1 protein-coding gene is annotated in these 293 nt (G+C 70.6%); it reads right to left on the reverse strand.

The features are described from left to right. The coding region (locus ACLF6P_RS30050; protein ID WP_415954587.1) for a hypothetical protein at positions 1-293 on the reverse strand (293 nt) is incomplete at both ends.

Here is a 293-nt window from a genome sequence, read left to right on the forward strand (position 1 = left end):
CGAGGAGCACTTCGGCGCCCAGCAGCGGGTGCTCGGCCGTCCGAAGCCCGAACCCCGTGACGTCGCCGGTCATGCCCGGCATGTACTCCGGCCAGAAGCGCTGCCTCTGGAAGGCGTACGTGGGCAGGTCGATGCGGGCGGCTCCGGTACCGGCGTAGTACGTCGTCCAGTCGACAGGTACGCCGTGTACGTGGAGTTCGGCGAGGGCCGTGACGACCGCGTCCGCCTCAGGGCGGTCCTTGCGGAGCGCCGGGACGAAGACGGTGTCCGCGTCAGCGGTGGTGGTGTCCTGG

Origin of the sequence: Streptomyces lothianensis (assembly GCF_047779955.1) — a bacterium.
Classification (GTDB): Bacteria; Actinomycetota; Actinomycetes; order Streptomycetales; family Streptomycetaceae; genus Streptomyces.